Origin of the sequence: Geothrix alkalitolerans (assembly GCF_022808885.1) — a bacterium.
Lineage (GTDB): Bacteria > Acidobacteriota > Holophagae > Holophagales > Holophagaceae > Geothrix > Geothrix alkalitolerans.
Genome location: NZ_JAKZLE010000001.1, coordinates 807074 through 833076 on the forward strand (window position 1 = coordinate 807074; position 26003 = coordinate 833076).

Sequence of the window (26003 nt, forward strand, 5' to 3'; positions counted from 1 at the left end):
TGGGACCTGGGTCCATCCGTGAGGGGGGATGGCTCGAGTGTATTCGAAAAAAGGAGCGCGTCCGGTGGACTTGGGATCCATTCCCTTCGGGGGTACCTTGGTCGCATGGCGATGGAATCTTTTGATCCGCAGGCGCGGGGCGGGGCCCGATGAATCCCCTGGATTGGGATCTGGGCAATGTTCCGCCGGGGGTGCCGTGGGGCGGCGTGGACGAGGCGGGCCGGGGGGCCTGGGCCGGCCCGGTGGTGGCCGCCTGCGCGGTGCTGGATGCGGACACGGTGCGGCGCTGGGCCCATGTGCTGAGGGGCGTCCGGGACAGCAAGCAGCTGAACCCCGAGAAGCGCGAGGTCATGGCGGCAGAGCTGAAGTCCATCCTCCCCGCCTACGGCATCGCCGAGATGGACCCGATGGCGATCGATCGGGAGAACATCCTCGAGGCCACCATGATGGCCATGCGGCAGGCGGCGAAGGATCTCTCCATCCGTCCCCGCATCCTGTTCGTGGACGGCAACCATGCCCCCGGGACGGGCCTGCTGGAGCGGCTGGTGGTGGACGGGGATGCCATCAGCTGCGCCATCGGGGCCGCGAGCATCCTGGCCAAGGCCCACCGGGACGCGCTCATGATCGCCATGGAGGAGCTTCATCCTGGTTACGGCTTCGGGCAGCACAAAGGCTACGGGACTGCCCTTCACCGAGCCCGGATCGTCGAGCTGGGCGTCTCTCCTATCCACCGCATCAGCTATGCGCCGGTCGCGGCCATGCAGCAGGTGGATGAAGGCCTTCGCGAGGCGCTTCGCCACAGTCTGGACGCCTGCGCCTCGGTGGCGGAGCTGCAGGCCTGGGTGCAGACGGACCTTCGGCCCGCCTACGGCCGGCTGAAGCTCGTGTGGGTGGAAACGCTCCGCCGCCGGTATGCGGATCGGCTCGCCCGGTTCGCCAGCGAAGAAGGTCTTGAATGACCGATGTGGCGCTGGCCCTGATCCAGTCCCGAGGGCGTTGGTTCCTCCAGCGCCGCGCGCCCTCGAATCCGGTGATGCCGGGGCTGTGGGAATTCCCGGGCGGGAAGGTGGAGGCCCCGGAGACACCCCTCGACGCGCTTCGCCGGGAGCTCCTGGAAGAGGTCGGCATGAAGCCCGAAGCGACCACGGCACTGCCGACAGTGGAGGGCCCCGTGCGTCTCCATCCGTTCGTGGTCCATGGGGCGGGTGCCCCCCGGACCGAGCTGGCCTGGGGGTGGTTCACCCTGGAGGAGATGGCGCGTCTTCCCATTCCGCCGGCCAACGGCGAGCTCATCGGTCGCCTCAAAGGCGTCCCATCTCCGGATGTCGCGGACTGATCTGATAGGCTGGACTCTCCCCAGGCCCGGAGCTGCCATGCCTCGATTCTTCATTCGGACCTTCCTGTGCGCCATGGCCGCGCTGACCGCGCTGACGCTCCAGGCCCAGCAGACCGAAGTGGTGTTGAGCGCATCCAGCAGCGCGAAACTGGTGCTGGGGATGACCACCCCGAAGGCCTCCGGCCTCGAGGACGGCCAGGTCGCCACGGAATTCACGGCCGTGCTCAAGCGCGATCTCGACGAGACCGGCGTGTTCGCGGTGCTGCAGGAGCAGGTGCCCGCCGATGGCGCCCCCGTGAAGGCCTGGAAGGAGGCGGGCGCCCAGTGGCTGCTGAATGTCCGTCTCACGAGGGGGGCTGCGGGGGACCTGCAGCTTGAAGCCTCCGCGATCGACACCGCCGCGGAGAAAGCCGTGTTCACCAAGCCCTACAAGGCGGATCGCATGGTTCCCCTGCGGCGAATGGCCCACGCGCTGGCCGACGACCTTGTGGCCCGGTTGACGGGCGAGCGCGGTGTGGCCTCCAGCCGGGTGGTGTTCGTCCGCCAGACAGCACCTGGAGTGAAGGAACTGTTCCAGATCGATCGTGACGGCGCGAACCTGGTGCAGCTCACGCGCCACGGCAGCCTCACCCTGTCGCCCACGGTGGCGTCCGATGGCCGCCTGGCCTATGTGACCTACAAGGGCGGGGCGCCCGAAATCTGGGGTCAGCGCCGCAGGGATGGCGCCCACGAGAAGCTCTATCCGGCGACCGGTTCCGGGGCCATGGTCTCCTCCCCGGCCTGGTCTCCGGATGGCCGCCGCCTGGCCTTCGTGCAGGGGGATCGGCGCGGCAACAGCGACATCATGGTGCTGGACCTGGACACGGGACGCGCACGGCGTCTGACCGACGGTAATGGCATCAATACTGAACCAAGCTGGAACCCCAACGGCACACAGATCGCGTTCACCTCTGATCGCGAGGGCGGCCCGCAGGTGTTTCTCATGCAGGACGATGGCTCCAACCTCCGCCGCCTGACCAGTGAAGGGTTGTACAACGCCAGCCCGGCCTGGAGCCCCAACGGCGCCATGATCGCGTATGTCTCGCGATTCGAGGGCAAGTTCGATCTTTTTATCTATAAGTTGGGGGAAGGAAAGGCCTATCAGATCACCACCGGCGTGAGCACCTCTGAATCGCCGGCCTGGTCCCCCGATGAGCGCCGGCTTGTGTTCACCAGCAATCGCTTCGGCTCCATGCAGATCTTCACCACAGATCTGTCCGGCCGCCAGGTAGTGCGGATGACCGAACTTGCGGGTTGCCAGAGTCCCAAATGGACTAGGGCGCGTTAAAAAATAAATCGCATTTACCTGAGTACTGTCCATCTATACTCAGGCTCATCCAGGAGGAACAACCCCATGAGATACGGAACCTACCTCGTCCCCGCTGCCGTCGTGCTCACGCTCGGCAGCCTCGCCTGCAAGCCCCCCAAGACCGCGGAAGAGATCAAGGCCGAGACCCAGGCGGCGTTCAACGAGGGTTACCAGGCGTTCAAGGATGGCAAGGCCCGCGAGACCAACCCCTACGTGAACGCGAAGGACGCCAAGGAGAACCAGCACAAGGTGACGGGCTGGTACGAGGGTTGGGACAAGGCCAAGGCCGACAAGGATGCCGCTGACAAGGCCGCCGCCGAGAAGGCCGCCGCCGACGAAGCCGCCCGCAAGGCCGCCGCCGAGAAGGCTGCCGCCGAGGAAGCCGCCCGCAAGGCCGCCGAGGCCGAGAAGGCCGCCGCCTTCAAGCGCGCCGCCGAAGCCGCCCTCAAGACCATCCACTTCGACTTCGACAAGTCGGACATCAAGGAGAACGATCGCGCGCTGCTCCAGGGCATCGCCGACTTCATGAAGGCCTACCCCGCCGCCAAGGTCGAGATCGAAGGCCACTGCGACGAGCGCGGCACCAACGAGTACAACCTGGCCCTCGGCAACCGCCGCGCCGCCGCCGCCCTGGCCTACCTGAAGACCCTGGGCGTGGACGAGGCCCGCTTCACCACCATCAGCTATGGCAAGGAGAAGCCCCTCTGCACCGAGGCCAAGGAGGCCTGCTGGAGCCAGAACCGCCGCGACGAGTTCAAGCTGAAGTAGTCGTTCCGAAGGACGCGAAGCGGGGGCCTCGGCCCCCGCTTTTCGTTTAGGATGAAGAAAGTCCCGGAGTCCCCATGAGCGCCCGCGCGATGCTGTTCCCCGTCCTGGCCGCGATCCTCGCCGTTGGCTGCAGTTCCGAAGACCAGCTCCGCCGCGTGGAGCAGGAAGTCGGCGACCTCAAGCTCGAGGTCTTCAAGCTGCGACAGCAGGTCGAGGACGGCAACAAACGCGCCGAGACCGAGCAGAAGGCCGCCCAGGAAGCCCGTGGCCAGGACCGCCGCTTCCAGGCCGATCTGCAGGAGAGCCTGCGCCAGGTGCAGGACACCACGCGGGTGCTGAACAACCGTCTGAACAGCATGCCCCGAGGGGCGGCGGCGCGGCCCGCAGCCACCGAGGGTCAACCCGCGCAGGTGTCCGACGAGGAGCGCGCTTTCAACGCTGCGGTGCTGGACTACAACCGCGGCAACTATCCGCTGGCCGCCGAAGGCTTCAACCTCTTCCTGAAGAACCACTCGCAGAGCGCGAAGCGTCCCGACGCCCTGTTCTTCCTCGGCCTCTCCCACTACAACCTGAGGGCCTACGACAAGGCCCAGCAGGCATTCGAGCGGATCATCAAGGATCATGCGGCCTCCTCCCAGTTCCTGCCCGCCAAGCTCAAGCGAGCCCAGTGCCTGCTCAAGCAGGGCCTGAAGCCGGCGGCCGTGAAGGCCTTCCGCGAGCTCGTGGACGGGTTCTCCGGCAGCGCCGAAGCCCGCACGGCCCAGCAGGAACTGAGCGACCTGGGACTCTGAGCGCATGAGCGTCGAAAGCTGGCGGGTCCCCGTCCGCATTGATTTCGCGGGCGGCACCCTGGATCTCTGGCCCATCTACGCCATGATGGGCGGCTGTGTCACCGTGAACGCCGCCGTGGATCTGTGGGTCGAGCTGGAGGTGAGGCGGGGCGGAGCCGGCCACCGGATCACCAGCCGGGACTTGGCGATCGATCTTGCCTTCGGCGCCTGGCCGACAGAACCGCCGGAAGGGTTGTCCTGGGTGTGGCGAGTGCTGGACGCCTCGGGTGTGCCGCCGACGGCCCTGTCCATCCACAGCCCCGTGCCGCAGGGTTCGGGCCTGGGGGTGTCCTCCTGCCTTGGCGTGGGCCTGCTGGGCACCGCCATTGGCGAGGAAGCTGGTGAAAGTCTGGCCCGCAAGGTGCCGATTCTAAGGGACCTGGAAAGTCGGGAGCTTCAAGCTCCGGCGGGCTGGCAGGACTACTATCCGGCGGCCCTGGGCGGGGCCCTGGCCCTCCACTGGGACGGCCCGGAGCCGCGCTGGGAGCGCCTGGAGCCCCATCCCGGCCTGCTGGCGGACTTGGTGGTGTTCTACACCGGCAGGCCCCACCACTCGGGCCTCACCAACTGGGAAGCCTACAAGCGCTTCATCGACGGCGACCGCCAGACCCGCCAGGCCCTGGCTGAAATCCGGGAGATCGCCTGGGACATGGCCGCGGCCCTTGCTGCGGACCCCGCCGCGGTGGCCGCCCTGCTCGAGCGCGAGGGGCAGGCCCGGGTGCGGCTCTCCCCGGCGGTGGAGACGGACGCCATGCGCGCCGTGCGCGGTCGCGGCCGTCGCGAGGGCTGGTACGCGGGCATGAAACCCTGCGGCGCCGGCGGGGGCGGCTGCTGCCTGCTGGTGGTGAAGGATGGCATGCGGGAAACCGCCGAAGCCACCCTGAGAGACATGGGCCTGCCTCCCCTGGACTTGCGGATCACGCCGCAGGGGCTGCACCGGGTTCCGGCTTCCTGATCTGGATCCGAGGCCGGGACTTCAGATCTGGCCGTCCCATCCCTCGTCGCAGGCGGCGAAGGCAGCCTGGATGGCGACCATCCGGTCCGCCGGAAGGGGCCCCTTCTCGAGAAGGCGGAGGTTGGCTTTCAGGTGCTCCGGCTTGTTGGTGCCGACGATGCAGCTGGACACGCCTTCGTGGAAGGCGGTGAAGCGCAGGGCCAGCTCCGGCCAGTCCAGGTCCCTGGGATCAAGGCCCATGGCCTTCAGGCGCACCCAGTAGACTTCGCAGTATTCCCCCGCCGGACGTCCGACCCAGCGCCAGGGGGCATTGGCCAGAGGACGCTTCGCGATGAGGCCCAGACCCTGCGTCCGGGTGACGGGAAGGGCGTCGCCCAGGACCCTCTGGTCGCAGAGGTTGAGCGAGCACTGCACCCCATCGAAGCGGCCGGAGGCCAGAGCGAAGGCCAAGGCTTCATTCTCGCCCGAATAGGCCATGGCCCGGATCTTCCCGGCGGCCTTGGCCTGCTCGAGGGCCTCGATGACGCCGCCCTGGGCGAGGATCTCCCGGGAGCAGGAGTGCAGGTGAACGATGTCGAGGTGGTCCGTGCGGAGGACCTTCAGGGCCCGGTCCACGCCAGCGGCCACGCAGGCATGGGTCCAGTCCTCCAGCCCTTCGACGCCGTACCCCACCTTGGTGGAGAGGATGAATTCGCCGCGCCGCCCGGCCAGGTGCCGCCCGATGCGCTCTTCCGAAAGCCCGTAGCCCCGGGCGGTGTCCAGCAGGGTGACGCCCGCGTCCAGCAGGCCATGGAGGAAGGCGCCACAGTCCTTTTCGCCGAAATCCGGATCGCCGATGTGGCCGGCGCCAAAGCCCAGAAGGCTCACAGCCATGCCGGTGGAGCCGTAGGGGCGCAGGATCGGCATGGGGTTTCCTCCTAGGCCTTGGACAGGTTCTGGATCAGCAGGGCGGAGTCCGGCGCCTCCTGGGGCGTCTGGCCGGGGGTGGCCAGCAGGTCCCGCAGGCGCTGATCCCGCTTTCCGAGGGGAAGGCGGGAGAGGTCGCCCACGGGGACCCAGCGCAGGCTCTTCGCGGCCTCGAAGCGTGCCTCGAGGCGCAGGTACAGGGGACTCACGGCCTCACGGCGATGGGTGTAGACCTGGGTCCAGCCGGGCCATGCGACGAGGGCCGGTGCCTCGGAGGCTACGCTGCCTGCTGGGATCGCCTCCGCATCGAGTGCCGGCCAGCGCCATAGACCAGCCAGGAGGCCACTGGCGGCGGGGGCATGGAGCAGCATGTGGCCCTCGGCTTCCATGGCCACCAGCCAGAGGGCCGAGGCTTTCGGTACTGCCCGCTTCGCCACGGGCGGGATCTCCGCCGTTCGGCCGGCCAGTCGGGCACCGCAGGTCTCCGCCAGGGGGCAGGATCCGCAGCCAGCGACGGGCGCGCAGACCGTGGCTCCCAGCTCCATGAGGGCCTGGGTCAGGCGCGAGGGACCATGGGCCACGAGGGCAGGGGCGAGCCACGTGCGCAGGTCCCCGGCCCGCGCCTTGGGATCGCCCTCGATCAGCAGCAGCCGGGCCAGGACCCGGAAGGCATTGCCATCCAGGGCGGGCGCGGGCCACTGGAAGGCGATGGATCCCACGGCGGCGGCGGTGTAGGGCCCCAGTCCCGGAAGGGCCGCGAGACCTTCCAGATCGCCGGGCCATCCCGCCGCGGCGATGTTGCTGGCCGCGGCCTTCAGGTACCGCGCGCGGCGGTAGTAGCCGAGGCCTTCCCAGGCCTTGTGGACCGCATCTTCGTCTGCCTTCGCGAGCTCGTCTGGGCTGGGGAACTGCGCCATCCACCGCGTGAAGTAGGGGATCACCGTGGCCACTTGGGTCTGCTGGAGCATCAGCTCGGATACCAGAACCGCATAGGGATCCGGATGGGGCGCGTCGAGGTCCGCGGCCCGCCAGGGCAGGTCCCGTCGGGAGGTTTCGAACCAGGGAGCCAGGGGGGCGAGAAGGGCGGGGGCGGGAGGCCAGGACATACCCAGACCCTACCATTCAGGGGCCCGGCCGCCCGGACGGTTCGCAGGCGAGACGGCGAGTTCCTGGCGGCGAAATTGGGGGTATTCGGAACGTTAGATCCGCATTAGAATCATTCTTTTTTCATGGATGAATGATGAAAACAATGGCTGAGGCATTCCGTTCGACGCTGGTGTTCCTCGGAGTGGGGGCAGGGCTGGCCACCATCTGGGCCTGCGGCGGCGGGGGCTCCGGCGCCGTCGGAACCCCGGCTCACGTCGCGTTGAAGCTCCTACCCGCCACCAGCGACATCAAGGTGGGCGGCGCCCTGCAGGTGTGGGTGGAGGACGCCCAGGGTCATGCGGTTCCGGCAGCCTTCTCGGTGGTGGAGCCCCAGGGCGGAACGGTGGACGCCAGTGGTCGCTACCAGGCGCCGCTCACGGCCGGGACCTACCACCTCCGGGCCACGAGCAGCCAGGTCCCCGGGGCCGTCGCCGAGGCACCCGTGACGGTCTCCGCGTACCTGGCCAGCCTCGTCCCGGCCGCCCCCGCCCAGTTCACCCGCTCGGACCACAGCGCCACCCTGCTGCCGGACGGCAGCGTGCTGCTGGCGGGCGGGATGGAGTCCAGCCAGCTCGAGCGGTACCTGCCCTCCTCAGGGGCCTTCATCCCGGCCGGCGACCTCGGGACCAGGCGCTGGGCCCACCAGGCCTCGGTTCTCCCGGGGGGTGGCGTGCTGCTGACGGGGGGTGTCTACGGCACGAGCGTCCTGTCCACCGCCCAGGTTTATGAGGTTGGAACCGGCCCGCGTGCGGTGGGGGCCCTGACGGCCACTCGGATGCTCCACGCGGCGGCGGAGCTGGCGGATGGGCGCGTCCTGCTGGCAGGCGGGCTGCCCGCCACGGGTTCGGATGTCTACGCCACGTCCACCTCGGAAATCTTCAACCCCGCCTCGGGTGCGTTCACACCGTCGGGGTCCATGGCGTCGCCCCGGACCGGCCACACGGCGACTCGGCTGCCGGACGGGAAGGTGCTCATCGCCGGCGGGCGGAACAGCACCTGCTGGTACGGATGCCCGGAGCTGACCTGGGCCTCCGCCGAGCTCTACGACCCCGCCACGGGCACGTTCACGCCCACAGGGAGCATGGCCCAGGCCAGGTACGGGCACACGGCGACGCCACTGCCAGATGGCCGAGTCCTGGTCGCCGGAGGGACCACGCCGGACCTGCCGGACACGGATGTGTCCTCCTCCCTGGAGATCTACGATCCAGCCACGGGAACCTTTGCCGCCGCGGGGACCATGCTCCGGCCCCGGAGCCACCACACGGCCACCCTTCTCACGGATGGGCGGATCCTCCTGGCCCACGGGCGGACCCAGGGCGAGGGCTCCCTCGCGTCGGCCACGCTCGAAGTGTTCGATCCGATCCTGGCCAAGAGCACCCTGCTGACCTCGAACCTGACCACCCGCTACCGCCACACGGCGACGCGCCTGCTGTCGGGCGACGTGCTCCTGGCCGGCGGCACCGAGGGCGGCGGCGGCATCAAGCTGACCGAGGTGTTCCGGTAGGCGTCCGCCTCCAGCCTGAAACCAAAAAAACGAGCGCCGGATGGCGCTCGTTTCGTTTGGTGCCCGCGAGCAGACTCGAACTGCTACGGCTTGTGGCCACCACCCCCTCAAGATGGCGTGTCTACCAATTTCACCACGCGGGCACGTGGAACAACCATCTTCACCCAAAGCGCGGACGCGGTCAATGCCCGGTTTCGCGCGAGGCGGACCTACTTCTTCTCGGTCGCGTGCGAGGGCGCGGGCGCGGGAAGGGGAACGGCGGGAGCGGGCGCGGGCGCCGTGGCCGCGGGCTTGTCGGAGATCTTCTCCAGCACGGAGCGGCTCCCGCGGATGATCATCACTTCGATGAGCAGCGTGGTTCCCAGGAAGCCGGCGGCCAGCCAGTACGTGGCCTTGGAGAGGAAGGGCGTGGCGCCCTGGGCGCCGAAGGCGGAGTTCGCACCGCCGCCGCCGAAGGAGGCGCCGAGGCCGCCCTTGGTGCCGGGCTGCAGCAGGATCGTCCCGATGAGCAGGACACCGAAGAGGATCAGAAGTGCGAGGGCGAGGCCATTCATGGAAACTCCGAACCTCCTAGTCTCGCACAGGGCGGAACCTACATCCAGAGCCCTGTGAGGCTGGGAGCCCGCAGGGCCTGGTGCACGGCCTTGGCCCGCTCCACCAGGCGGATGAAATCAGAGGGCAGCAGGGCCTGCGGCCCGTCGCTCAGAGCCTTCTCGGGGTTGCAGTGGGTCTCCACCAGCAGGCCATCCGCACCCGCCGCCACGCCCGCCAGGCCGCAGGGGATCACCAGGTCGCGCCGCCCCGTGGCATGGCTCGGATCCACCATGACCGGCAGGTGCGTGAGGGCCTTCGCGGCCGGGACCACGCTCACATCCAGGGTGTTGCGGGCGTGATCGGACCAGGTGCGGATGCCGCGCTCGCAGAGCACCAGGTTGCGGTTGCCCTCGCCCAGCACGTACTCCGCGGCGTAGAGCCATTCCTCCAAGGTGGCGGCGGGACCCCGCTTGAGGAGCACGGGCTTTTCGCTGCGCCCGGCCCTGCGCAGCAGGGCGAAGTTCTGCATGTTGCGCGCGCCGATCTGAACCATGTCCGCGCTGCGCTCCACATCGTCGAAGGTTTCGACTTCCGTGGCCTCGGTCACGATGCCCAGGTCGAACTCGGCCCGGACCTCCTCCAGCAGGCGCAGGCCCTCCAGGCCCAGACCCTGGAAGGCGTAGGGGCTGGTCCGGGGTTTGAAGGCGCCGGCCCGGAGGAGCTTCACGCCGGCTTCCGCCACGTAGCGAGCCACCGTGAAGAGCTGCTCCCGGCTCTCGACGCCGCAAGGACCCCCCACCAGCACCAGATCGGGCCCGCCGATCCCCACGCCACGCACGTCCACCACCGTGCGGCCTGCGGCCGCGTCCGCGCTGGCGAGCTTGTAGGGACTGGTGATGGGCACCACCCGGCGCACGCCCGCCATGGGCTCGATGCGGTCAGGCTTCAGCGCCTTGGAGGCGTTCGGCGCCACGATGCTGAGGGCCTCCGGCGTCTCGTTCACCTGGCAGCGGATACCGGCGGATTCCAGCAGGGCCATGACTTCGCCGACCTCTTCACGGGTGGCGGTGGGTTCCATGAGGATGAGCATGCGGCCTCGCAGGGAAGCTCGATTCTAGCGCCCAGGTGGGACGAGCGCCTGGACACAGGGCGCAGGCGCCCCCAGACTTGGGCGCGGAGGTCCCATGCGGCGCGCTCCCATCCTGCTCCTCGTCCCTCTCTTGCTGGCCGTTGGCTGCGTCCGCCCCGAGGTGGAGGCCTTCCGGCGACAGCCCGGTCCCGTGAGCGTGTCTGTGAGCCTGCCGTCGGGCCTGGCGGACCGGGAGTCCTTCCAGAAGGAATACGCCTCGGCGCTGCGAGCCCACCTGGCCACCCGCGTGGTGGTGGTGCCCGAGGGCGTGAAGCCGCCGGTGGGGTCGGCGGAACTCCAGGTGGATATCCGGGATGTCTCTCCTGCCCCTGGCCAGCCCAGTCCCACGGCAGTGGGCGTGGCGGTGGGGGCCTCCGTGGGCGCCCTGAGCGCCGCCTCGGGCAACCGGGGCTGGGGCGTCGTGGACGGGCTCTTCTGGGGGCTTTGGGCCGGCAGCCAGGCGGCCATGGCGCAGCAGAACACCCGGGACCGGCTGGGCTATCGTCCCCAGGTGGTCCGGGCCCAAGTCCGGCTGGTGCAGCCGGGAAACCCTGAACCGCTATGGACCGAGGCCATCGAGCCCTCCGAGGTGGTCGAGGCCATGGATCCGCTGCCGCCAGGATCGCGGGACGATGACGGCCGCATCCGCGAGGAGGAGGCCAAGGGCTTCGCCCGCGTCGTGGTGCAGAAACTGTCCTCCGAGTTCCACTGGATGCGGCTGGCGGAGCAGCGTTTCTATCAGGAGCCCGCTGCCAAGACGGATGAGCCCGCGCCTTCTAAGCCCGAACCGAAGCAGGACTGATGGAAGCCAAGGCCCTCCGCTGCCCCGGCTGCGGCGCACCGGTCCCGTCGGACGTGCCCCAGTGCCCCTATTGCCACGCCCAGCTCGCCACGGTGGCCTGTCCCGCCTGTTTCGCCTTGGTGCCGCTCTCGGCGGACCACTGCCCTTCCTGCGGCGCGGCGATGGCCCCCAGGACGCCGATCGTGGCCGACGGGTCCCCCTGTCCCGCCTGCGCGAAGCCGCTTGCCGCCAGCCAGGTCGGAGGCCTCGACACGCAGGCGTGCCTGGCCTGCGGCGGCCTGTGGCTGGATAGGACCGTGTTCGAGCAGCTGGGCGCCAGCCGGGAGCGCCAAGGTGCCGTGCTGGGAGCCCTTCCGGCGCCGCCGCTCTCGTCCGCCGCGGCGCTGGAGCCCGTGCAGTACCGTCCTTGTCCCGCCTGCGGGCAGCGCATGAACCGGGTGAACTACGCCCGGCGGTCCGGTGTGGTGCTGGATGTCTGCAAGGCCCACGGTCTCTGGTTCGACCGCGATGAGCTGCGCCGGCTGCTCGCCTTCATCGCGGGTGGTGGCCTGGACCGTGCGCGGGCACGGGAGCTGGAGGACCTGAAGGAGGCCCGTCGGGCCCAGGCGCCGCAGCCGGCGGCCGGCCTGGATCTCGAGCCGCAGACCGGTGCTCCGCCTTCATGGCTCACGGCCGCAGGGTTGATGGGGCTCGCCCTGGAGGTGGCGGGTCGCTTCCTCGATCGGGATTGATCAGCCCGCCTGCTTCACCAGGGCGCCGAACTTGGCGGGATCCAGGCTGGCGCCGCCCACGAGACCGCCGGCCACCTCGGGGATGTCCAGCAGCTCGGGGAAGTTCTCGGGGGTGATGCTGCCGCCGTAGAGGATGGGTACCGGGCCGAAATTCAGGCTCATGTGTTCAGCGATCTTCGTGTTGATGAATCCGTGGGCCTGGCGGATCTGTCCAACTTCCGCGCGGAGGCCCGTGCCGATCGCCCACACCGGCTCGTAGGCCACCCAGAGGGGCGTGGGGCCGGTCTTCGCCAGGATGGAGAGCTGGCGGCCGAGAACCTCCAGGGTCCGGCCCTGTTTCCGCTCCTCGAGGGTCTCGCCCACGCAGAGCAGGGGGAGCAGATTCCAGTCCCGGGCGGCCTTCACCTTGGCTACCAGGGCCTCGTCGGTCTCCCCGAAGAGCTGGCGGCGCTCACTGTGGCCCAGGATCACCCCCGAGCAGCCGCAGTCCTGCAGCTGGGCCATGGAGATCTCGCCCGTGTAGGCGCCCTTGGGTTCCGCGTGGCCGTTCTGCCCGAAGACCCGTACCTGGCGGCTCCGGAGGCTGTCGGCCACCGGCCGGAGGAGGTGGAAGGGCGGGGCGATGGCAGCCGTCACCGAGGGCGATGGGGCGTAATCCGCCAGGAAGGCCTCGCAGAAGTCGCGGGCCTGGTTGGACAGGAAATTCATCTTCCAGTTGGCGACGACAAAGCGCATGGAAACCTCCTGAGTGGCACAGGGCCGGTCGACGGCAGCAGGGCGCGGCAATCCGCTGGGGGAGACCTAGAGGCTACCAGTGATTCACGGACTGGGCATGTCCTGCCCTGGGGTTGTTCAGCGCTGAAGGGCCGCGACGCCGGGCAGTTCCAGGCCACTGAGGAACTCCAGGCTGGCGCCGCCCCCCGTGGAGACATGGCTCATGCGGGTGGCCACCCCGGCCTTGTTCACGGCGGCCACGCTATCGCCACCACCCACCAGCACGAAGGCCCCCTTGCCGGCGGCCTCGGCCAGCTCCTCGGCCACACTCAGGGTCCCAGCGGCGTACGAGGCCATCTCGAAGACGCCCATGGGGCCGTTCCAGAGGAGGCTCTTGGCGGCGCGGATCTCCCCGGCGTAGGTGGCCACGGTCTCGGGTCCGATGTCCAGGGCCATGCGGTCCGCTGGGATGTTCTGGTCCACGGTGATGGCGCAGTCCGCGTCCTCCTTGAACTCGGCCGCCGTCACGTGGTCCAGGGGCAGCAGCAGGCGCGTGCCCTTCGCCTCGGCCTGCTTCAGCAGGTCCAGGGCCAGCTCCAGCTTGTCCTCCTCACAGAGGCTCTTGCCGATCTGGAAGCCCTGGGCCTTGAGGAAGGTGTAGCTCATGGCCCCGCCCACGAGGATGGCGTCGGCCTTGCCCAGGAAGTTCTGGATGAGCTCGATCTTGTCGCTCACCTTGGCGCCACCGAAGATCACCACCAGGGGCTTGTCCGGGTTCTCCGTGACTTTCCCGAGGGCCTTCAGCTCCTTCTCCATGAGGAAGCCCGCGGCCACGCGGTCCTTGGGGAAGTGCGCGACCATGCCGCTCACCGAGGCGTGGGCCCGGTGGGCCGCGCCGAAGGCGTCGTTCACGTAGGTGTCGGCCAGCCTCGCCAGGCTGGCGGCGAAGTCCTCCCTGTTCTTCGTCTCGCCCTTCTCGAAGCGCAGGTTCTCCAGCAGCAGGACCTGGCCGGGCTTCAGGGCCTCGGCCTCGGCCTCCACGGCTTCGCCGTTCACGTAGCTGGCCAGGCGGCAGTCGAAGCCCTGCTCCTTCAGCCAGGCGGCCACGGGGGCGGCGCTGAAGGCGGCCTCGAAGCCCTTGCCCTCCGGGCGGCCCAGGTGGGAGGCCAGCACCACGGAGGCGCCGCCCTCCAGCAGGCACTTCAGCGTGGGGAGCGTCTCGCGGATCCGGGTGGCATCGGTGATGCGGCCCTCCTTGAGCGGCACGTTGAGGTCCGCCCGCAGAAAGACGCGATGGCCCTTCACATTGAGATCCCGCACCGACTGGAAGCCCATGGCTGCTCCTTGCTCTTGGAAAGTCCCATTCTGACGGAAGATGCGGTTGTCAGCTATCGGCTGTCAGCTCTCAGCTCTCGGCTGTCGGAAGCTTCTCGAAGAGGCCGATCCAGCGGGGGCTGTCCTCGGTGAAGGAGCCTCCGGCATAGGTGCCCTTCACGGTTCGCAACCGCAGCCCAGCGTCGGCGGCCAGGGCCTCGATGTCGGCGGGCTGGTAGAGGCGCACGCTCTCCAGGACCTGGCGGGTCTCGCCTGTGTCCACTTGCGTGATCGTCATGCGCTTCACGATGCGGCCGCCCTCGATGGCGCGGCGGCTCTGGACCCGCACGCCCGAGCGTTCCAGCGTGTCCTCGGGCACCAGCTCGCGCGCCACCAGCCCCGCATTGAGGTAGTCCATGAGGAGCGCGCCGCCAGGGCGGAGGACACGCCCGAGGTCCAGCATCAGCGCACGGTTCTGGGCATCGGAGAAGTAGCCGAAGGGGGTGAACCAGAGGCAGGCGCCGGAGAGTGCCCCGTCCTTCACCGGCAGGGCGCGCATGTCACCGCGGAGGAGCCAGGGTCGAAGCCGTGCGGCAGCCCGGCGGAGCAGGGCGGCGGAGAGATCCATGCCGAAGGCCTGCGGGTTGGTCCGCCGCAGGACCTCCAGGTGTCGGCCCGCACCGCAGCCCAGGTCCAGCACGGGGCCGTGCGCCAGCTCCGGGGCCTCGCGCAGGGCCAGGGCCACGGCCAAACTGGCCTCCTCCGCGTCCCGGTGCGCGTAGAGCAGGGCATAGTCCTCGTCGAACCAGGTTTCGAACCAGTCGGCCATCGAGGAAGGCTACCAGAGCGCGGACCTGTAGAATGAAGGAGGAAGGAAGCCCATGCAGCGCCCTGAACGCCTCGAAGACCAGATCCATTTCCTGCTGTCGAACCTCATCCAGCGCGAGCTCCGCGACCCGGAGCTCGGATTCCTCACCCTCACTGCCGTGCGGCTCTCGCCGGACCGCAGCGTGGCCAAGGTGTACTTCACGGTGCTGCCCCCCAATGGCGGCGACCAGGAGGCCCAGGACGCCCTCACCCGCAAGGCCCTCGGCCGCGCTGCCGGGTTCCTGCGCAGCCAGCTGGCCTCCCGCCTCAAGATGCGCCGGGTCCCCGAGCTGCGGTTCTTCCCGGACGGTACGCTGGAGGAAGGCAACCACATGGAAACCCTGCTGGCGGAGATCGAGAGGGAACGGGCCGCGCGGCCCGCCGATCCCGAGGCTGCGGACCCTGCGGAATCTTGAATGGTCGAACCGGGCATCCACCTCGTCCACAAGGCCGTGGGCCAGAGCAGCTTTGACGTGATCCGGGGCTTCAAGCGCCGGGCCTTCGAGGCCGGGCAGAAGAAGCTGGCCCTGGGCCACGGCGGCACGCTGGATCCCTTCGCGGATGGCCTGCTGCTGGTGATGGCGGGCCAGGCCACCCGCCTCATGGAGCTGATGCATCCCCTGCCCAAGACCTACGTGGCGGAAGTCGCCTGGGGCGTGGAGACGGATACCTGCGACCTGCACGGGAAGCCCGTGTCGGAGGCCCCGGCCGCGCACCTGACGCCTGCATCCCTGGACGCAGCCCTGGTGCCCTTCCTGGGCTGGACGGACCAGGTGCCCCCCGCCACGAGCGCCAAGAAGATCGACGGCGAATCGGCCTACAAGAAGGCGCACCGGGGCGAGGACGTGGTGATGAAGCCCTGCCGGGTCTTCCTGCTCTGCGCACGGTGGATTTCCCACGACCTGCGCCCGGGTCAGCTTGGCCGCAGCACCCTGGAACTCACCTGCCGCGGCGGCTTCTACGTGCGCAGCCTGGCCCGGGACCTGGGCCGCGCCCTGGGCTCCGGCGCCCACCTGACCGCGCTGCATCGCACGGCCATCGGCCCCTGGGCGGATCCCGGCGAAGGCCGGGAGCGCCTGCTCACCGGCGCGGACCTGCTGCCCTGGTGCCCAACGCGCCTGCTGTCTGACCTGGAGGCCGATCATCTGGCCCACGGCCGGGTCATTCCGGCCGGAGAGACGGTGCCGGCGACCTGGCCCATGCCCGAAGGTTTCCCCGATCCCTGCGCGCCCCTGCGCGCCCTGCACGCGGGCCGGCTGGTGGCCCTCCTGAGGCCCTCCGATGACGGGGGTCTCCGCACCATCGCGAACCTGCGGGGCGGGTTGTAGGCTCGAATGGTGAAGACCGCAGGAGAGGGGTTTCTCCTGCGGTTTCCCTGATCAATCCTGACGGATGGGTTCAACCAGAAGGGTCACTCCGTGCCGGGGCCGGTGCCGATGGCCCGCCTGGGCGCCGCACCCTCGGCCGACAAGTCATCGTAGCGGGAGGGGAGAACGCCGCCATTGGCCTGGCACTGGGCGCGCACGTACTTCGCGAAGGCCTCGTAGGCCTTGATCGAGGAGCCGTCTGTGGACCGGAAGAGCATCACCTGGCCGATGTTCGTCACCAGCTTGGTCCCGCCGGCGAAATCCGCCGCTGTGGCGTCCGGCAGCCAGTAGGCAAGCCCCAGGGTCTGCGCCATCAGGGCCAGATACACGTCCGTGGCCACAACCACCGGCATATAGGGATAGTCCGCGTTCAGCCAGCCGACTGGCGAATAGGTGAAATCGAAGATCGGGAAGTCGAAGGTGTCCAGGGCCGCGTGGTTGCTGGCGAAGGCGATCCGGGTGACCCTCCCCTTGGCTGGATTGCCCGGGTCCGCCGGATCGAAGACGGGACGGGAGGTGTCGAAGGTGAATGAGACACCGGAGGGCAGCACGTACTGGTCCGCGCCTTCGATGGACACGAAGGGATAGGTGGCGGTCACCTCGAGGATGGCCTTCAGCTCGATGGCGGGGATGGCCACGCGCACCAGTCCGTAGCCTGGGGTGTCGTGTCCCAGGGCATCGGGGCCCAGCCCCATGGGATAGACCCGGAAGGCGTCGGACATCGCGATGGTGCCGCTGTAGCCAAGGTGGATGCCGTCCCGGACGTTGCCGTAGGAGGTGAGGCTCACGTGGGTGGGCCCGCCGGAGGCCTCGGCCTCGGCGAGGATCGAGTCGGCCGCGAGGCGGAGCATGCCAGTCTCCTTGCGGGGCCTGGTCGTCAGCTCGAAGGTGGTGGCGCCCAGCTTCCGGAAGAACAGGTCGCCGGTCGCCTTCGAATCGTTCACCACGGGGGCGCCCTCGATGTCGCTGAGGGTCCGCTCGAGCATGGACTGGCCGGCGCCGGTCCATTCCTCCGGCGTCTCGAGGGACTGGATCGCCTCATCCACCAGGTACCTCATCCTGGGATCGGCGGGGGTGCGGTCATCCACGGGGATCAGGGTGGTCTGGTCCGCATCCATCTGGACGGTCCCGTCCTGCCTGACCTTGAGCACGAGCCGCTCCACGGCCTCCCCGTTCCAGCCGGGTTCCACGACGATCACGTTCTTCCCGGTGGTCGCGTTGGCCACCAGGAAGGGCGGAGTGGTCACATGGGCGTGGCCGCTGAGGATCACGTCGATGCCGGCGATGTTCCGGGCGATCTGGTAGCTCTCGCCCAGCTCGGGTGTGTCGGGTTCCGTTCCGGCGTGGGCCAGGAGGACCACCAGATCCACCTTCTCGGTGTTCCGGAGCTCGTCCACCCGCGTCTGCAGTTCCTGGTTGGGATCTTCCGGCACGGTGAACGAAACGGGGGCCTTGAGGGGAGCGACGGCGGCCGGGACAGCCCCCAGCGCGCCCAGGATGCCGACCTTCAGCCCGTTGGTGGCCCGGATCACCAGGTAGGGCCGGATGGGCTTGGTGGCGTCCTGGCCGGTGGGATCGTAGAGGCTGGCCAGGGCGGCGTCGGGCGCTGACGCATCCCCGGAGAAGTGGATGTTGCTGGCGATGACGGGAACCAGCCCGCCCTGGGCCTGGGCCGCGTAGAGCGCGCCGGCCAGGTAGGCGGGGCCCGCGTCGAATTCGTGGTTGCCCAGGGTGGTGGCGTCATAGCCCAGGGCCTTGAGAGCCCGGTAGTCCGGCGAGGCCGTGGTGGAGGCGGCCTGGAACAGGGTGCCCATGAGGTTGTCCCCGGAGGAGAGGGTCAGGCTGCTCTCTTGCAGGACGTCCGCGCGTTTCCGCTCCGCAGCGAGGATGGAGGAACGTCGGGCGATGCCCCCCACCAGTCTCCCTTGGGGGGACTTGCCGAGGGCCGGGTAGCCGTCGACCTCTGGGCCCACGCCGAGCAGGCGGGAATGTTCGTCCGTGGTGTGGAGCAGGACGAGGGTTCGGTTGCCTTCCTTGTCGACGCCGAACCTGCCGCCGCACGTGACGAAGGGTATCGCGGCGGCCAGGGCCAGCAGGGAGGACAGCAGTTGCTTGCGCATGGCAATGCCTCCTGAGATGGGGGTGGAAGAAGCGCAGGGACAGAACCCCTCCGGCCCGCAGGTCGCAGGCGAAGCGGCCCGGGGGCCCTGTGGGAGGTTCAGATCACGCCACCCGGAGGGAAGGGGCCTGGCGACGGTTCGAGAGCCGGGCCTTGTCGGCGGAGCGGGGCGGAGACGGTGGCGCAGATGGAAATATGCGGACCCGATGATGTCCTGCAAGTCCTTTTCCAAGACTCGCCGTCAAATGCCGCTGTTTGTCAGATCTTTGGTGTGAAAATATAGATAAGCAATGGATTCAAAAGAGGATCGTCGGCTAGGGCTGACGCCGCTTGAACTGGATGCGGCTACGGATCGAGAACGGCTTTCCCGCCTCGGCGACCTCGAAGGTCTCCACATAGGCCTCGGGGGAGATCTGTTCGAAGGTTTCCCGGGCCTTCGACGTGGCGGCGCTGTCCAGCTGAACGCTTTCGAAGACCAGCTTGGTGGGCTGGCTCTGGGTGGGGGAGAGGACGAAGGTGCCGCTGAACGCCTCCTGGCGCAGGAGGCGGAACACCAGGGCCTTCCGAGCGGTGTCGTAGGCCAGAAAACTGGCATGGCTGGCCACCGTGCCGTCGGGGTGGAGGGGCTGGGGCGGGAAGCTGGCCATGCTCCGCTCCTGGAGGAACTGGCCACTCAGGATGAAGCGGTAGCGGCGCGTGGCCGTGCCCGTGCCCTGGTCGCCCGTGATGGCGCCGTGCCATTCCCCCACCAGGAAGCGGACCGGGGCCCAGGGGTCCGAGGGCGCGCCTTGCGCCTGGACCACGGCTGCGGTTCCGATCAGGCAGGCCAGTGCCCGGGCGAGCTTGGTCATGATGTCCTCGAGGTGGATGGAGCTTCAGCTTAACCCACCTCGGAAGGCCTTCAGCCCTGGACCGGGATCCTCCCGGCCAGATCGTCGAGAACGTTCAGCATGTGCTGGCATTCCTCGCAGCTGGTGTGGGGGCTCCCGCACGGGAAGCCGTCACTCTGCATGCCCAGGCAGCGGGGCTGCTGGATGAACCGCGCCAGCTCGGCCAGGAGGCCGGACACCTTGGCGCGGAGCGGGCTGTCCGGGATCTCCCGGAGGGCCATGACGATCTTCCATTCCTCTTCGTTCAGGGTGGTCTGGATGGCGATGTCCGTCATGGCTGCCTCCTGGGATTACGGGCTTATTTGTCGAGCGCTTCCACCGACTTGATGCCCCAGGCGAAGGCTTCTTCGTTGAGGGGGATCAGGGCGCACTTGTCCTTCAGGGCCGTGCGGATCGCGCCCAGCAGGGTGTCCTTGGGGAAGATGTTCGTGGCGGCCTGGAGGGCGCCCAGGGCCACGATGTTCTTCACCACGGCCTTGCCCAGGTCGGTGGCGATGCCGGTGAAGGGTACGGGGAACATCCTGATGCTGGGATCCAGCACGGGGGCGTCGGTCACCACGGAGCTGTCGTAGATGACGAAGCCGCCCTTGCGGACCGTGGGGCCGAACTTGGCCAGGCTGGGGGCATTGAAGGCGATGAGCACCTGCGGATCCGGGGACCCGGGGTTCAGCACCTCGTCCTCGGCCACGTGGACGTCGGCGTAGGAGGTGCCGCCGCGGCTCTCGGGTCCGTAGCTGGGGATGTGGGTGGCGTCGAAGCCCTCGCTGATGGCGGCCCGGGCGATGAGCATGGCCGCCGTCTGGGCACCGTCGCCGCCGGAGCCGGCGAGCTTCAGCGAGATGTCATTGGGGGCCAGATGCGTGGGGAAGCCCTTGCAGTAGCGCTCGGGGTGCTCCGAGGTGGCCCCGGCCAGGCTGAGGATCTTCTCGCCCTTGAAGCAGGGGGTGTTCCGCTTGAACCAGGGATCGACGGTGAGGTCCTTCTTCACGCCCAGCGGATAGACGGGCTCCATGCACTCCTTGACCCACTTCTCCGTGTCCTCGGGGTTCATCTTCAGGTGGGTCGGGCACTCGGCCAGCACCTCGATGAAGGAATACCCGCGGCCTTCCATCTGGAGCTTCATGGCCTTGTGGATGGCTTTCTTGGCCTTGATGCGCTGCTTGGCGTCGTAGAGGGCCACGCGTTCCACGTAGACGGGGCCGTCCAGGCCCGCGATGAGCTCGGCCATCTTCAGGGGCTGGCCGTTGTACTCGTTGCGGCCCGAGGGGCTGGTGGAGCTGGTCTGGCCCATCAGCGTGGTGGGGGCCATCTGGCCGCCCGTCATGCCGTAGATGGCGTTGTTGATGAAGATGACGGTGATGGGGGCGCCGAGCTGGGCGGTGGCCACGGTCTCGGCGAGGCCGATGGAGGCCAGGTCGCCGTCGCCCTGGTAGCTCACCACGACGCTCTCCGGGTTGGCGAACTTGTGGCCGAGGGCCACCACGGGCGCGCGGCCGTGGGCGGCCTGGGTGTTACCCACATCGAAGTAGTAGTAGAGGAACACGGAACAGCCCACGGGGCTCACGGCCACCGTGCGGTCCTGGATGCCCAGCTCGTCGATGGCCTCGGCCAGGTACTTGTGGGCCAGGCCGTGGCCGCAGCCGGGGCAGTAGTGGGTGGCGTGGCCCTTCAGGCCCTCGCCGTGGGAGTGGCGCTCGAATTTGTCGTAGAAGACGCTGGCCTTGCTCATGCGAGCACCTCCTTCCGACCCAGGACCCGGGTCATGATTTCGCTCTGCTGGGGAAGGACGCCGCCCATGCGGCGCACGGATTCGATCTCGGGGAATTCGCGGACGCCGGCCTTGCTGAGGGCGAGGCGGATCTCGTCCTCCAGCTGCCCGGCGCTGGCCTCCACCACCACGATGCGCTGGGCGCCCTGGATGGCGGCCTTCAGTTCCTCCACGGGGAAGGGCCAGAGGGTGATGGGCCGGAAGAGGCCGGCCTTGATGCCCTGGTGCCGCAGTTCCTGGACCGCGCCCTTGGCGGTGCGGGCGGGCGTGTTGCAGGCGATGAGCACCACCTCGGCGTCGTCGCAGAGGAAGGACTCGGCGCGGGCCTCCACCTGCATGGCCTCGTACTTGGCGTTCAGATGGACGTTGTGCGCCTCGAGGTCGGACTCGGTCAGGAAGATCGACGTGATGACGTTCTTTCGGTGCATGGCGTCGCCGTAGACCGCCCACTTGGGAATGCCGGGCTTGATCATGGTCTCGGGCAGCTGCACCTTGCCGGTCATCTGGCCCAGGTAGCCGTCCCCGAGGAGGATGACGGGGTTGCGATACTTGAAGCTCAGCTCGAAGGCCAGCATGGTCAGGTCGAGCATCTCCTGGGGCGTGGAGGGCGCCAGGGTGATGGCCTGGGTGTTGCCGTGGCCGAGGCCGTGGCAGGCCAGCTTGATGTCGGACTGCTCGGGGGCGATGTTGCCCAGGCCCGGCCCGCCGCGCATGACGTCCACGAAGACGCCCGGCAGCTCCGCGCCGATCATGTAGGACACGCCCTCCAGCATCAGGCTGAAGCCCGGCGAGGAGGTGAAGGTCATGGTGGGCAGGCCCGCGCCGGCGGTGCCGTACATCATGTTCACCGTGGCCACTTCGCTGACGGCCTGGATGAAGGTGCCGTCGAGCTTGGGCAGGAACTTGGCCATCAGCTCGGCGCCCTCGGTGGAGGGGGTGATGGGGTAGCCGTAGACGTGGCGGCAGCCCGCCAGCAGGGCGCCCAGGGCCGAGGCGTAGGTGCCCTTGATGACCAGGGGCTCGGTGCGGGGCAGGGGCAGCACTTCCGAGGGCATGTCCACGGGCTCGGGCGCGTCGCTGGGCTTCACTCCGAAGAGCTTGGCGGGGTCCTCCAGCTCGAAGTCCTGGATCTCGCCCTCATGGGCGGGCCGCAGGCCGTAGGGCTCGGGGCAGGCGTCCATGCAGAGGCCGCAGGCGTTGCAGTTCGACAGGTCCAGCTCGACCGGGACCAGGCCCGTCAGGGGGTTGATCTGGTCGCTGAGGTGGATGCAATCCTTGGCGCAGGCGTCGAGACACCGGCCGCAGCCCTTGCAGTACTCCGGCAGCAGATAAGGTTTCGGTCGTTCTTTGAGGGCCATGGGAACTCCATGCAGGGACGCAGGTCCTACCACGGGGAAGTGTCATGCCCACCCCGTGTGCGCGTGGTCACAAGCGGGCTCCGGCGCAGACCGCCACCGACCGAAAGGTCAGGAATGGGCCCCGGCGCGGGCGGTCTGTGGGGGACAGACCGCTTGTCCTCTACCGATCCCCCCAATGCAGCTTCTGCTGGAGCAGGGCGAAAAAGTCCAGGCCCGGGCGCTGGAGGAGGGTGATGCGGGTCTGGGCCTGGCGGAGCCGCACCTCATCGCCGGGAAACAGACGGTGCCCCACCTGGCCGTCCAGGGTGAGGTGGGCGTCCTCGGCTTCTTCCAGGGTGATGCTGATGGGGCGCGAGGCAGGCACCACGGAAGGGCGGAGGGTCAGGGTATGTGGACAGATGGGGGCGACCACGAAGGCCTCCAGGCTGGGATGCAGGATGGGCCCACCCGCGGATAGCGCATAGGCGGTGGATCCCGTGGGCGTCGCCACGATGAGGCCGTCGGCCTTGATGGGGCCGGCATCCTCGTTGCCGACTCGCAGGTGCATGTCCATGATGCGGGCCAGGGCGCCCTTGGCCACCACCGCATCGTTCAGCACCGTCTGCCGCACCATCTGACGGCCCTCGCGCCAGAGTTCCACCTCCAGGGTCGGGCGTCGGTCGGCCGCGAGGGTTCCCGCCAGAAAGGCCTGCACGGTGGCGGCGGCTTCGGATACGGGATGGGCCGTGAGGAAGCCCAGGGAGCCGAGATTGATGCCCAGGATGGGGGTGCCCCGCATGCCCACGCGGCGGGCCGCGTGCAGCAGGGTGCCATCGCCGCCGAGCACCAGGCAGAGGTCCGCGACGGGATCCGCCGTGCCGAGATCCGGATCCAGGGCCAGCTTCACGGGGGGCAGGCCGGCCTGGGCCCAGGCCTCGGCCAGGGCCGGCTCGCCCTTGACCGCCCAGTCCCGATCGAGAAACGGCGGGACCGCCTCGCGCAAGGTGGACACCAGGTGCGGAGACTTGGCCTTGGCCACGAGGATCAATCGCTGGGGCATGGCAACACTCTACCGCTATCCTTGTCCCATGGCTTCGAACCAGGCATCCCACTCATCCCCCGCCCGGCGCTGGATCGGGCGCGCCCTGTGGGCCTTCCTGGCCCTGGCCGTGGCCGGCGCGGCCACCCTGGCGGTGTCCTGGTCCGTGCTCTCGCGGGACGCGGACAGCTTCCTCACGCTGTTCGCCCTGCGCGTGCCCAAGACCATCACCAAGGTGCTGGATCACGACGGCAACGTCATTGGCATCTTCGCCGAGGAGCACCGGGTGGTGATCCCCTACGGCGACATCCCCAAGGCCTTTGTGAGCGCGCTGGTGGCCACCGAGGACTCGGACTTCTGGAGCCACAGCGGCGTCTCCGCCCGGGGCATCATGCGCTCGGGCGTGAACTTCATCACCAGCTTCGGCCGGCGGCGGGAGGGCGCCTCCACGCTCACCATGCAGCTCATCCGCACGGTCACCGCCAAGCGCCAGAAGCGCCTGGACCGCAAGCTGAAGGAGATCATCCTCGCCCGCAAGCTGGAGAAGGCCTACTCCAAGAAGCAGATCATGGAGATGTACGCCAACGAGGTGTACTTCGGCGGCGGGCGCTACGGCATCGAGGCTGCTGCGGAGTTCTACTTCGGCAAGAGCGCCCCCCAGCTGAACGTGGAGGAATGCGCCCTGCTGGCGGGGCTGGTCCAGAATCCGAACTGGTACAACCCCTACAATCCCGACCCCAAGGCCCGCGCCGCCGCCAAGGCCCGGCGCAACCACGTGCTGCTCCGGATGGTGAAGGAGGACTACCTCAAGGCGCAGGAAGCCAGCCTGCTGATGGACAAGCCCATCCGCCTGGCCCGCGAGAACGCCCGCGAGGAGGCCGTGGCCCCCTATGTGGTGGAAGAGGTCCGCAAGTACCTCTACGAGAAATACGGCCGCGAGCAGGTCCTGAACGGCGGCCTGGAAGTGACCACCACCGTGGACAGCTACTGGCAGGAAGCCGCCAACGAGGCTGTGCGGAATGGTTTGAAGGCGGTGGATCGCCGTCGCGGATTCCGGAAGGATGCCGTGCAGTTCGTGACGGATCCCGATACGACGCAACTCAACGGATGGAAGCGCTACTTCGAGGTCGGCGACAACGTTCGGGGCGTGATCCTCGCCTGGAAGGGCGGCAAGGCCCAGGTGCGCATCGGCAAGACCACCCTCGAGGTCCCCGACAGCGCCTTCGCCTGGATCGGCAAGGATCCCCAGAAGCTGCTGCCCCGCGGCGCCGCGCCCCTCTTTCTGGTGAAGGCGGCGGATGACGGCACGCCGAAGACCCTGGAACTGGACCAGGAGCCCCAGGTGGAAGGCGCTTTGATGGCGTTGGACCCGAAGACGGGCGAGATCCGAGCGATGGTGGGCGGCTACGACTTCAACCGCTCCAAGTTCAACCGGGCCATGCAGGCGCAGCGCCAGGTGGGATCCACCATGAAGGCCTTCGTCTACGGTGCGGCGTTCACGGCCGGCAAGACGCCTGCCAGCATGGTCCTGGACGTGCCCACGCGCTTCGTCAACACGGTGGACTACATGACCGTGACCCTTCCGGACGGCACCTCCGAATACAAGCCCCTGCGCGGTGGCGTGAAGCCCTACGAGCCCAAGAACTACGAGCGGGATTTCTGGGGCCCCATCCCCATCTGGGAGGCCCTGCGGGATTCCCGGAACGTGCCCGCCGTCCGCACGCTGGAGGAGACGGGCGTCCTCAACGTCGTCGATTTCGCCCGCAAGTGCGGGCTCACCAGCAACATCCCCCCCTATCCCAGCATGGCCCTCGGTTCCGCTGACTTGACGCTGAAGGAGATGGTGCGCGGCTACGCCACCATCGCCAACGACGGTCTCCAGGCGCCGGTCCCCTTCTTCATCAAGAAGGTGGTGGACCGCAATGGCCGCGTTCTCGAAACCCACAGCGGAGCGGCCACTGAGCAGGTGCTCGACGCGCAGAGCACTTTCCAGCTCATCCAGTGTCTCCAGGGCGTGGCCACCAGCGGCACCGGCGCCAAGAGCAACGACCTGAACTGGCCCGTGGCCGGCAAGACCGGCACCACCGACGATCACACGGACGCCTGGTTCCTCGGCTTCTCCACCCGCGTGGTGTGCGGTGTGTGGGTGGGGCTGGACGAAAAGAAGACCATTTACCGTGGGGCCGACGGCGGCAAAGTGGCGCTGCCCATCTGGGTGGACTTCATGAAGGCGGCGCTCCCCACCACCCCCAAGGAGGACTTCCAGGCGCCCGAGGGCATGGAATGGGCGGACATCGACCGCTACACGGGCCTGCTGGCGACCTCCGCCACGGCCGACAAGGTGCTCCACCTGGCCTTCAAGCCCGGGACCGTGCCCAAGTCCGGCAGCGATGCCGAGGCCATCCAGAAGGTGAAGGAGGCCCGGGACAAGGCGGCGGCCCAGCCCGTGGAGAACCGTGTCTGGGGCCAGCCTCCCAAGGTCGAGGCACCCAAGCCCGTGGATCTGAACGCGACGGATCCGAACGGGTGATCCGTGGTTCACCCCCTCCAAAACAAAGGGCGCCAATCGGCGCCCTTTGTTTTGGAGGCAGGAGGATGC

At 68.6% G+C, this 26003-nt stretch carries 25 protein-coding genes and 1 tRNA gene; 12 read left to right on the plus strand and 14 right to left on the minus strand.

Features of this window, described 5'->3' with window-relative positions; translation table 11 throughout:
* The first annotated feature begins 149 nt into the window (after positions 1–149).
* The 6 genes from MLJ35_RS03535 (at position 150) to MLJ35_RS03560 (ending at position 5237) form a co-directional block, all read left to right on the plus strand.
* Complete coding sequence (locus tag MLJ35_RS03535) at positions 150–959, plus strand: ribonuclease HII (RefSeq protein WP_243383027.1); 810 nt, start codon at positions 150–152, stop codon at positions 957–959.
* The gene (locus MLJ35_RS03540) at positions 956–1336 is read left to right on the plus strand and encodes an NUDIX domain-containing protein (protein WP_243383028.1); all 381 of its coding nucleotides are present in this window, start codon (positions 956–958) and stop codon (positions 1334–1336) included. The genes MLJ35_RS03535 and MLJ35_RS03540 overlap by 4 nt, the downstream gene beginning before the upstream one ends.
* A gap of 37 nt (positions 1337–1373) precedes the next feature.
* A complete protein-coding gene (locus MLJ35_RS03545) occupies positions 1374–2663 on the plus strand; it encodes a hypothetical protein (protein ID WP_243383030.1) in 1290 nt (429 codons plus the stop codon).
* Positions 2664–2729: 66 nt separating this feature from the next.
* Positions 2730–3452, plus strand: a complete 723-nt coding sequence (pal, locus tag MLJ35_RS03550) for a peptidoglycan-associated lipoprotein Pal (protein ID WP_243383032.1) — start codon at positions 2730–2732, stop codon at positions 3450–3452.
* A gap of 74 nt (positions 3453–3526) precedes the next feature.
* On the plus strand, positions 3527–4243 hold the full coding sequence (locus MLJ35_RS03555) for a tetratricopeptide repeat protein (RefSeq protein WP_243383034.1): 717 nt from the start codon (positions 3527–3529) through the stop codon (positions 4241–4243).
* Between the two features lie 4 nt (positions 4244–4247).
* Positions 4248–5237 (plus strand): GHMP family kinase ATP-binding protein, encoded by a 990-nt coding sequence (locus tag MLJ35_RS03560; protein ID WP_243383035.1) that lies wholly within the window; start codon positions 4248–4250, stop codon positions 5235–5237.
* Between the two features lie 21 nt (positions 5238–5258).
* Here the strand turns inward: MLJ35_RS03560 and MLJ35_RS03565 are convergent, their stop codons facing one another.
* Both MLJ35_RS03565 and MLJ35_RS03570 read right to left on the minus strand, forming a co-directional pair.
* Complete coding sequence (locus MLJ35_RS03565) at positions 5259–6143, minus strand: aldo/keto reductase (protein WP_243383036.1); 885 nt, start codon at positions 6141–6143, stop codon at positions 5259–5261.
* Positions 6144–6154: 11 nt separating this feature from the next.
* The gene (locus MLJ35_RS03570; RefSeq protein ID WP_243383037.1) at positions 6155–7249 is read right to left on the minus strand and encodes an A/G-specific adenine glycosylase; all 1095 of its coding nucleotides are present in this window, start codon (positions 7247–7249) and stop codon (positions 6155–6157) included.
* A 143-nt stretch (positions 7250–7392) separates the two neighbouring features.
* Between MLJ35_RS03570 and MLJ35_RS03575 the strand changes: the two genes are divergently transcribed.
* Positions 7393–8793 (plus strand): Kelch repeat-containing protein, encoded by a 1401-nt coding sequence (locus MLJ35_RS03575; RefSeq protein WP_243383038.1) that lies wholly within the window; start codon positions 7393–7395, stop codon positions 8791–8793.
* A gap of 57 nt (positions 8794–8850) precedes the next feature.
* Here the strand turns inward: MLJ35_RS03575 and MLJ35_RS03580 are convergent.
* From MLJ35_RS03580 to aroF, 3 genes are all read right to left on the minus strand, one after another.
* Positions 8851–8936: transfer RNA gene (locus tag MLJ35_RS03580), tRNA-Leu, on the minus strand.
* Positions 8937–9002: 66 nt separating this feature from the next.
* Positions 9003–9347, minus strand: coding sequence for a preprotein translocase subunit SecG (secG, locus tag MLJ35_RS03585; RefSeq protein WP_243320678.1), 345 nt, complete (start codon positions 9345–9347; stop codon positions 9003–9005).
* A gap of 38 nt (positions 9348–9385) precedes the next feature.
* Positions 9386–10417 (minus strand): 3-deoxy-7-phosphoheptulonate synthase, encoded by a 1032-nt coding sequence (aroF, locus tag MLJ35_RS03590; protein WP_243383039.1) that lies wholly within the window; start codon positions 10415–10417, stop codon positions 9386–9388.
* Positions 10418–10511: 94 nt separating this feature from the next.
* On the opposite strand from aroF, the gene MLJ35_RS03595 reads away from it, so the two are divergent.
* Both MLJ35_RS03595 and MLJ35_RS03600 read left to right on the plus strand, forming a co-directional pair.
* Positions 10512–11258 (plus strand): hypothetical protein, encoded by a 747-nt coding sequence (locus tag MLJ35_RS03595; RefSeq protein ID WP_243383041.1) that lies wholly within the window; start codon positions 10512–10514, stop codon positions 11256–11258.
* Positions 11258–11989 carry a TFIIB-type zinc ribbon-containing protein gene (locus tag MLJ35_RS03600; RefSeq protein ID WP_243383042.1) on the plus strand — a complete coding sequence of 244 codons (732 nt, stop codon included), beginning with the start codon at positions 11258–11260 and terminating at the stop codon, positions 11987–11989. The genes MLJ35_RS03595 and MLJ35_RS03600 overlap by 1 nt, the downstream gene beginning before the upstream one ends.
* Here the strand turns inward: MLJ35_RS03600 and tpiA are convergent, their stop codons facing one another.
* From tpiA to MLJ35_RS03615, 3 genes are all read right to left on the minus strand, one after another.
* Complete coding sequence (gene tpiA, locus MLJ35_RS03605) at positions 11990–12724, minus strand: triose-phosphate isomerase (RefSeq protein ID WP_243383044.1); 735 nt, start codon at positions 12722–12724, stop codon at positions 11990–11992.
* Between the two features lie 117 nt (positions 12725–12841).
* A complete protein-coding gene (locus MLJ35_RS03610) occupies positions 12842–14038 on the minus strand; it encodes a phosphoglycerate kinase (RefSeq protein WP_243383045.1) in 1197 nt (398 codons plus the stop codon).
* Between the two features lie 70 nt (positions 14039–14108).
* Positions 14109–14846, minus strand: coding sequence for a class I SAM-dependent methyltransferase (locus MLJ35_RS03615; protein ID WP_243383046.1), 738 nt, complete (start codon positions 14844–14846; stop codon positions 14109–14111).
* A gap of 52 nt (positions 14847–14898) precedes the next feature.
* Between MLJ35_RS03615 and rbfA the strand changes: the two genes are divergently transcribed.
* Both rbfA and truB read left to right on the plus strand, forming a co-directional pair.
* On the plus strand, positions 14899–15300 hold the full coding sequence (gene rbfA, locus MLJ35_RS03620; RefSeq protein WP_243320693.1) for a 30S ribosome-binding factor RbfA: 402 nt from the start codon (positions 14899–14901) through the stop codon (positions 15298–15300).
* Positions 15301–16212, plus strand: a complete 912-nt coding sequence (gene truB / locus MLJ35_RS03625) for a tRNA pseudouridine(55) synthase TruB (RefSeq protein WP_243383047.1) — start codon at positions 15301–15303, stop codon at positions 16210–16212. It abuts the gene before it with no gap.
* A gap of 83 nt (positions 16213–16295) precedes the next feature.
* Here the strand turns inward: truB and MLJ35_RS03630 are convergent, their stop codons facing one another.
* The 6 genes from MLJ35_RS03630 to MLJ35_RS03655 all read right to left on the minus strand — a co-directional run bounded on the left by MLJ35_RS03630 (position 16296) and on the right by MLJ35_RS03655 (position 23425).
* Entirely contained in the window at positions 16296–18371 is a 2076-nt protein-coding gene (locus MLJ35_RS03630) for a bifunctional metallophosphatase/5'-nucleotidase (protein ID WP_243383048.1), read from the minus strand.
* Positions 18372–18684: 313 nt separating this feature from the next.
* Positions 18685–19221 carry a hypothetical protein gene (locus tag MLJ35_RS03635; protein WP_243383049.1) on the minus strand — a complete coding sequence of 179 codons (537 nt, stop codon included), beginning with the start codon at positions 19219–19221 and terminating at the stop codon, positions 18685–18687.
* A 50-nt stretch (positions 19222–19271) separates the two neighbouring features.
* A complete protein-coding gene (locus MLJ35_RS03640) occupies positions 19272–19535 on the minus strand; it encodes a hypothetical protein (RefSeq protein WP_243383050.1) in 264 nt (87 codons plus the stop codon).
* 23 nt (positions 19536–19558) lie between these two features.
* Positions 19559–20989, minus strand: a complete 1431-nt coding sequence (locus tag MLJ35_RS03645) for a 2-oxoacid:acceptor oxidoreductase family protein (RefSeq protein WP_243383052.1) — start codon at positions 20987–20989, stop codon at positions 19559–19561.
* On the minus strand, positions 20986–22386 hold the full coding sequence (gene vorB / locus MLJ35_RS03650) for a 3-methyl-2-oxobutanoate dehydrogenase subunit VorB (protein ID WP_243383053.1): 1401 nt from the start codon (positions 22384–22386) through the stop codon (positions 20986–20988). Before vorB ends, MLJ35_RS03645 begins: the two co-directional genes overlap by 4 nt.
* A gap of 160 nt (positions 22387–22546) precedes the next feature.
* Positions 22547–23425 (minus strand): NAD(+)/NADH kinase, encoded by an 879-nt coding sequence (locus MLJ35_RS03655; protein WP_243383054.1) that lies wholly within the window; start codon positions 23423–23425, stop codon positions 22547–22549.
* Here MLJ35_RS03655 and MLJ35_RS03660 point away from each other — a divergent pair.
* Entirely contained in the window at positions 23424–25934 is a 2511-nt protein-coding gene (locus MLJ35_RS03660; RefSeq protein ID WP_243383056.1) for a penicillin-binding protein 1A, read from the plus strand. The two genes, MLJ35_RS03655 and MLJ35_RS03660, sit on opposite strands and share 2 nt — an antisense overlap.
* Positions 25935–26003 lie beyond the last annotated feature (69 nt).

Bases quoted from the DNA above. Each gene is read 5' to 3' on its own strand.
- MLJ35_RS03535 (WP_243383027.1), top strand. From the start codon at position 150: ATGAATCCCCTGGATTGGGATCTGGGCAATGTTCCGCCGGGGGTGCCG.
- MLJ35_RS03540 (WP_243383028.1), top strand. From the start codon at position 956: ATGACCGATGTGGCGCTGGCCCTGATCCAGTCCCGAGGGCGTTGGTTC.
- MLJ35_RS03545 (WP_243383030.1), top strand. From the start codon at position 1,374: ATGCCTCGATTCTTCATTCGGACCTTCCTGTGCGCCATGGCCGCGCTG.
- pal (WP_243383032.1), top strand. From the start codon at position 2,730: ATGAGATACGGAACCTACCTCGTCCCCGCTGCCGTCGTGCTCACGCTC.
- MLJ35_RS03555 (WP_243383034.1), top strand. From the start codon at position 3,527: ATGAGCGCCCGCGCGATGCTGTTCCCCGTCCTGGCCGCGATCCTCGCC.
- MLJ35_RS03560 (WP_243383035.1), top strand. From the start codon at position 4,248: ATGAGCGTCGAAAGCTGGCGGGTCCCCGTCCGCATTGATTTCGCGGGC.
- MLJ35_RS03565 (WP_243383036.1), bottom strand. From the start codon at position 6,143: ATGCCGATCCTGCGCCCCTACGGCTCCACCGGCATGGCTGTGAGCCTT.
- MLJ35_RS03570 (WP_243383037.1), bottom strand. From the start codon at position 7,249: ATGTCCTGGCCTCCCGCCCCCGCCCTTCTCGCCCCCCTGGCTCCCTGG.
- MLJ35_RS03575 (WP_243383038.1), top strand. From the start codon at position 7,393: ATGGCTGAGGCATTCCGTTCGACGCTGGTGTTCCTCGGAGTGGGGGCA.
- secG (WP_243320678.1), bottom strand. From the start codon at position 9,347: ATGAATGGCCTCGCCCTCGCACTTCTGATCCTCTTCGGTGTCCTGCTC.
- aroF (WP_243383039.1), bottom strand. From the start codon at position 10,417: ATGCTCATCCTCATGGAACCCACCGCCACCCGTGAAGAGGTCGGCGAA.
- MLJ35_RS03595 (WP_243383041.1), top strand. From the start codon at position 10,512: ATGCGGCGCGCTCCCATCCTGCTCCTCGTCCCTCTCTTGCTGGCCGTT.
- MLJ35_RS03600 (WP_243383042.1), top strand. From the start codon at position 11,258: ATGGAAGCCAAGGCCCTCCGCTGCCCCGGCTGCGGCGCACCGGTCCCG.
- tpiA (WP_243383044.1), bottom strand. From the start codon at position 12,724: ATGCGCTTTGTCGTCGCCAACTGGAAGATGAATTTCCTGTCCAACCAG.
- MLJ35_RS03610 (WP_243383045.1), bottom strand. From the start codon at position 14,038: ATGGGCTTCCAGTCGGTGCGGGATCTCAATGTGAAGGGCCATCGCGTC.
- MLJ35_RS03615 (WP_243383046.1), bottom strand. From the start codon at position 14,846: ATGGCCGACTGGTTCGAAACCTGGTTCGACGAGGACTATGCCCTGCTC.
- rbfA (WP_243320693.1), top strand. From the start codon at position 14,899: ATGCAGCGCCCTGAACGCCTCGAAGACCAGATCCATTTCCTGCTGTCG.
- truB (WP_243383047.1), top strand. From the start codon at position 15,301: ATGGTCGAACCGGGCATCCACCTCGTCCACAAGGCCGTGGGCCAGAGC.
- MLJ35_RS03630 (WP_243383048.1), bottom strand. From the start codon at position 18,371: ATGCGCAAGCAACTGCTGTCCTCCCTGCTGGCCCTGGCCGCCGCGATA.
- MLJ35_RS03635 (WP_243383049.1), bottom strand. From the start codon at position 19,221: ATGACCAAGCTCGCCCGGGCACTGGCCTGCCTGATCGGAACCGCAGCC.
- MLJ35_RS03640 (WP_243383050.1), bottom strand. From the start codon at position 19,535: ATGACGGACATCGCCATCCAGACCACCCTGAACGAAGAGGAATGGAAG.
- MLJ35_RS03645 (WP_243383052.1), bottom strand. From the start codon at position 20,989: ATGAGCAAGGCCAGCGTCTTCTACGACAAATTCGAGCGCCACTCCCAC.
- vorB (WP_243383053.1), bottom strand. From the start codon at position 22,386: ATGGCCCTCAAAGAACGACCGAAACCTTATCTGCTGCCGGAGTACTGC.
- MLJ35_RS03660 (WP_243383056.1), top strand. From the start codon at position 23,424: ATGGCAACACTCTACCGCTATCCTTGTCCCATGGCTTCGAACCAGGCA.
- MLJ35_RS03655 (WP_243383054.1), bottom strand. From the start codon at position 23,425: ATGCCCCAGCGATTGATCCTCGTGGCCAAGGCCAAGTCTCCGCACCTG.